The organism is Streptococcus oralis, from assembly GCF_019929345.1.
In the GTDB taxonomy this organism is placed as follows: Bacteria; Bacillota; Bacilli; order Lactobacillales; family Streptococcaceae; genus Streptococcus.
This window is the reverse complement of sequence record NZ_JAHZPJ010000022.1, coordinates 1-5,264: the sequence shown is the minus strand read 5'-3', so window position 1 is coordinate 5,264 and position 5,264 is coordinate 1. Positions and strand designations below refer to the sequence as shown.

Sequence of the window (5,264 nt, the reverse complement as noted above, 5' to 3'; positions counted from 1 at the left end):
ATCAAGGGACGAGCACTGATGAAACGTGAAGAGGTAGATGTTATCCAGCTGGCCTTGCCAGTCTCAGGAGCCAATGACACCCAAGTTCTCAACAATCTGCGCCAGGAAGTGGCTTCTCTCCAAGAAGCCTGGACAGGACAGCGCCCAAGTGCCATCCCGATGGTGCCGGAGGAGTTGACAGAGGCGGACTTTTATGGTCGGGCAAGCGTGCAGGCTGCCTATGAACAAGGACTCGTGCCATTAGGACTTGACTTGGAGACAGTTGAGCCGGTTACTTGGAACCCCTGTGGTGGAAATCTACTTTATCTAACAGAAAAAGAAAGCCAAATGGCGGCCTTTGTTCGTTTGCTTTCACGTGGAAAACAAAAGACGATTATTTTAGCTCCTCAATATAATGAGATTGAATCTGATGAGAATGTATTAGTTGTTAATAATCCAGATGAATATGAGGAGTTGATAGCAGTTATTTCTCAAAAAATTGATGAACGTATGAAAGCTAAAAATTTCGATCATGTAGCTACTTTGGTGCTCTATAATTTGACTGAATTAATTGAGAAAATGAGTCAAGAAACGCGTGATAATTTGGCTTATATTTTAAATAAAGGTGAACGAGGAGGATATGCCTCTATCGTAATGACTGTACCTAGCTTAAATCGACAGATTGATCCAGTTTCTGCAGCAGCTAAGTCCTTTAAGAAAGCAATTATGGCTGTTAGAATTACAGATCAAACTGTGGTTGCTGTTAATAATAAGCAGTTAAGAGAGCAATTGTTGGAAGAACAAACACATTATTATGTTCAAAATACTATTGCAAACAAGATTAAAGTTTTAATGTACTAGGAGAAAATGAATTATGGCAAAATCGGAAACAACTATAGCCCTAGAAAATGAACTAGCTGCACTTGAGAAAAAAATAGAGGCTCTCAAAGCAGCTTCTTCAGCATTAGAAGGGGTTAGTACAAATGTTCCAACAACTAAAGATGACATGGAGAGTCTTCATGTAGCTGGGCAAAAATATGACGAAGAGTATGATAAGGAACAGGACGATATAAAAAATAGCTCCAACAAGTATGTAAGTGTAAAAACTAGTACTCAGGAAGTAATTAATGAGCAAATCACTGCTTTAGCCTTGGATCTATTCGAGACTAATATGGCATTATTTCAATCGCGAGCACAAGATAGATTGGCCGAGATAGAAGCAGCAAAAAATGCGAAGAAATGAGGTAGTATAGAGTATGAAAGTCCACATCAAAGATAAGCAAGGTCTACAGACCCATTCAACTAATGCAGTGAATGCTTCTAGAGTTTATAGTGCTGAAATCAGTGCTTACAAACAGGAGCTCCATATTGCTACAGACCAACAATTTGCGGAAGCTGTTGAAGCATTCACAGATAGGATTAATACTATTTCAAAGACACTTTATGAAGATTTTCCTCTTGCAATGGAAAAATATGGGACACTAATTTCAAATTATATAGAGGATGTTAATGATGCTGGATTTGCAGGAAGTTCAGTCATTAAGACTAAAGATACAGATATTGAGTCAATAGGGAAATGGCTAACAGAAGATACAAAGAAAAAATTTGATTCTGTAAAAGAGAGTTTAGACTCTGCTTTAACAACAGCAAAAGATGCCTTAGCTCAATCACCTCGATCACATGACCTAACTATAAACCCTTCAACAGAGTCAATCCAAAATGATATTATTGCATTGTTGGGAAATCTAAAGAAGGATAGAGATAATACTCATGAAGATCTTGCTAGCGCGAATACAACTTTTAGTAGTGAATTGGCAGCTCATAACTCAACGATTGTGACGATTAATTCAATCATAGCTAATGGTGCTAGCATTAGCTCGCTGTCTATTGAAGATACTCTTTCCTTGATAAAGAATGGACAATTAACTAAGGATAATATGTATCTAATTGGATCTATACAGAATTCAGGAGATGGAGCTGCTTTAAAAGAATATCTTATAAAATTTAGTAAAGATAATGAGCTTCTTGTTCGGGATGTAGACCAACTATCAGATGAGGAGAAGAAAGTATACTATGAAAAGCTGAAGGCTTATCATGCTAAGCTCGGAGGAATTGACACAACGGATGTTAGTGGAGCAATGATGGATCTGATTTATGGAGAAGTAATTAAGAACTATTCCAGAGTGACAGAGGGGTCAGAACCTGAAATGGAAGTTCTTCGGAGTTATGTCGAGGCTATCGCTAATCAGGATTTGAAAAAATCTTCAACTTACTTTGAAAAATTAATTTATGCAGGAGATCGACATGCTAGTTTAATAGGAGTTACAGCAACTGCTTTAGTTCCTAAAGTACCAGACTCTGATGCTAGTCAGGCAGAGTTTGATGCCTATGATCGGGCTATGTCTCAAGTAGGCGGCCAATTAGCTTCTTTTGAACAACAGATGGCAAAAGCTGGTCGTTTGACGAACCTCTTTGAAGCAATGTATGGTTTGGAAGTAGGGAAGAGTTCTAAGAATTTTAGAGCTCATAATGGTGCGGGATCACAGCGCATCGATACTAGCGTTGGGGTTTCTGACATTACTTTTAACAAGAATACTGGTGATTTCAGTTTTAATATTAAGAAAGGCGCAATGACTGTTCAATGGGACACACAACGACTTTATAGTAGTGCTGGAGTTCAAAATGAAGATTTACTCCTAAAAATTAAGGAATTGCCAGAAAAGAGACAAAAGGAAATGATTTCCTTTGTAACAAAAGCAGCTTCGTTAGCTCCAATTCCAGGAGTAAGTACTGCTTTAGACACAATTTCTAGTGTAGTGACTATGGATGGTAGTTTAAGTTCTTATATCCGAACAGGAGATAAGGCTGGAAAATATACTTTTGGTGATTTGTATAAAGAAAAGCTGGGAAGCCATGCAGGCAACGCTTTGACTCTTGCATCAAGCTATGAGAAAATTATAAAATATGATAAAGAGCTTCAAGAAACTAGGGACAAGCTAAAGAATAACTTATTTGATATTGGTGGTTCTACTTATCAGCCAAATTCCTCAAATTCCTCCGAAAAAGGAGAAGTGAAATATAATTTGAATTATGATTTGCAATCTATATTAAAGATTGACGATTTGCAAAAAAATGGAGTTCGTGGATATATCTATGATAAAGCTGGGGGAGATTGGAAAACGAAATCTGATCAGTTAAAAGCTTTTGATAAATATACAGCGGAACTCTATAAGCAAGGTAAACTTAGTGAAGATACCTACGACCTGTTTCGAGGAGAGCAGTATAGGAGTCCTTCCGAAATTGGTATTAATAAAGTTTATGATGAAATGGGAATCTTACAGAAAAATAATATTTCAACCTTTGGCTTAGAATTTAGAAGAGAGAATTATTTGACTTGGCATAATAAAATTGAGGAGTGGTAATAAATGCGAAAACGAAAATCGATTATTATTATTTTGTTTCTTATAATGTCTTTTGTAACAATATTTTTCTTAAATATAGCAAGAAAAAAAGATTATGTAGGAGAACCTAATAGAGATTATATTATTGAAGATATAAAGGCCTTTGATGATAATAAGTTTGTATTCGCTTCTAACAAAAGAAATGTGGAATATGGAATATCTTTTCGATACAGTCAAAATTATATAGTAGATTTTTCAAACTATTATCTTCTTGTAGATAGCGATGCTACCTCACCTAAAGTTGGCAAAGAGGAGTATTTCAAGATAAAGATTTATGATTTACATAATCCGTCTAATTTAGCTAGTAAAGAAGTGAATCTTTATGATTTGATGGGGAAAGAAAATACTTATCGGGTAGCACAGTACTATGATCCATTCACAAGGAATGGAAAAGACTATTTGCCGATCTGGATGAGTTCATATGAAAAAGGCAAGGCGGAAAAAAATAAATACGTTATTTTTTCACTAGATACAGGTAAAATTGAAAAGGAGATGTCAGAAAAAGAAATCAAACAACTTTTGGATCAAAAGGAAACTAAGGTTTATTCAAAAGAAACTTTATACGAATCTATGGATTGGGGTAGAGGTGGAATAGGAGAACAGATTAGAAATGAATTATTAAAGTACGGTATAGAGAAGGTTACAGGATACTTAGTGCAATCATTTGATAAAGATGATTCTGTAGATGTTTCAGGGACCAACTTCTCTAAGCTATATCCAGAAATTTCAAAAAACATGAAAGAAATGAATAAAATCTATTTCCGTCCAGAGCAATACAATGAGGAGGAATGGTTTAATGATTTAATTCATTGGTTTGCGCCCGAAGGTCAGGAAGTGATGGAACTTTATGCCACAGATGAAACAACTGGAGAAAAAACACAGATTCGATCTTTTAATGATTTCAAGCAGTGGGTTGAAACCCATCCACAAAAAGAAGAATAGGAGCTACTATGGGAAAAGTAGATAAAGTCGAAATAGATACAGCACGTTTGCAGAATGTCAATAAGAAAGAGCTTCAAACAGCTTTTGCGGCTCAGGATGTATCTGCTACTAATTGGGTTGAGGATAGTTCAGAACCTGGTTTAACAGCTTGCATCAATTCTTTCAGAGAAGGAAAAGACACAATAAATATGGCTATTACCAATTTTAATAGTTATTTGGCAGGAGCAGCAAAAGCTTTTGAAAGCAGGGATAAGAATTTGGCGATTGCCATCAATGATTTTTCGTTGAAGAAATCTTTTAATGAAAAATCGTATCAGAAAAAAGTCACTGATATTCAGAACAGTAAATTTCAAAGCCAAGCCCCTGGTGCTGAAAAATAAATGATTCTAAAAGGATATGAATAGAAGACTATGTTGGTGTAGTCTTCTATTTTAATTTGTTTTTGATCTTCTCTATCATATGGTATAATGTGACAAGAATATTTTTTATCACTTCTAGAGATTTCCATTTTTTCATTAATTTCTCTGCTCTGCTATTTTACCCAAAACATATCCTGAGTCTGGCTGTCAACTTCCACCCACACGATGTGGCCTTTCTGTTCATTGACTACAAGGGTGGGGGAATGGCCAATCTTTTCAAGAACCTGCCTCATCTCTTGGGAACCATTACCAACTTGGACGGAGCCCAATCCATGCGGGCGCTGGCTTCCATCAATGCGGAGATTCACCGTCGTGAGCGGCTCTTCAGAGAGTTTGAAGTCAATCATATCAACCAATATCAAAAGAAATTTAAAAACGGGGAAGCAACTGAGCCTCTCCCTCACCTCTTTCTCATCTCAGATGAGTTCGCAGAGCTCAAGGTCAACCAGCCTGACTTTATCAA

Annotated in this window: 4 protein-coding genes and 2 pseudogenes; all 6 read left to right on the top strand. The window is 36.5% G+C overall.

Going from position 1 to position 5,264, the window contains the following annotated elements:
• Positions 1-840 (top strand): annotated as a pseudogene (locus K1I97_RS09930) (hypothetical protein); the annotation flags it as partial.
• A gap of 13 nt (positions 841-853) precedes the next feature.
• On the top strand, positions 854-1,222 hold the full coding sequence (locus K1I97_RS09925) for a DUF5082 domain-containing protein (protein WP_223332338.1): 369 nt from the start codon (positions 854-856) through the stop codon (positions 1,220-1,222).
• 13 nt (positions 1,223-1,235) lie between these two features.
• The gene (locus K1I97_RS09920) at positions 1,236-3,401 is read left to right on the top strand and encodes a hypothetical protein (RefSeq protein ID WP_223332337.1); all 2,166 of its coding nucleotides are present in this window, start codon (positions 1,236-1,238) and stop codon (positions 3,399-3,401) included.
• A 3-nt stretch (positions 3,402-3,404) separates the two neighbouring features.
• Complete coding sequence (locus K1I97_RS09915; protein WP_223332336.1) at positions 3,405-4,382, top strand: hypothetical protein; 978 nt, start codon at positions 3,405-3,407, stop codon at positions 4,380-4,382.
• A gap of 8 nt (positions 4,383-4,390) precedes the next feature.
• Positions 4,391-4,762: a hypothetical protein gene (locus tag K1I97_RS09910; protein WP_223332335.1), complete on the top strand. Its 372-nt coding sequence runs from the start codon at positions 4,391-4,393 to the stop codon at positions 4,760-4,762.
• Between the two features lie 167 nt (positions 4,763-4,929).
• Positions 4,930-5,264 (top strand): annotated as a pseudogene (locus tag K1I97_RS09905) (FtsK/SpoIIIE domain-containing protein); the annotation flags it as partial.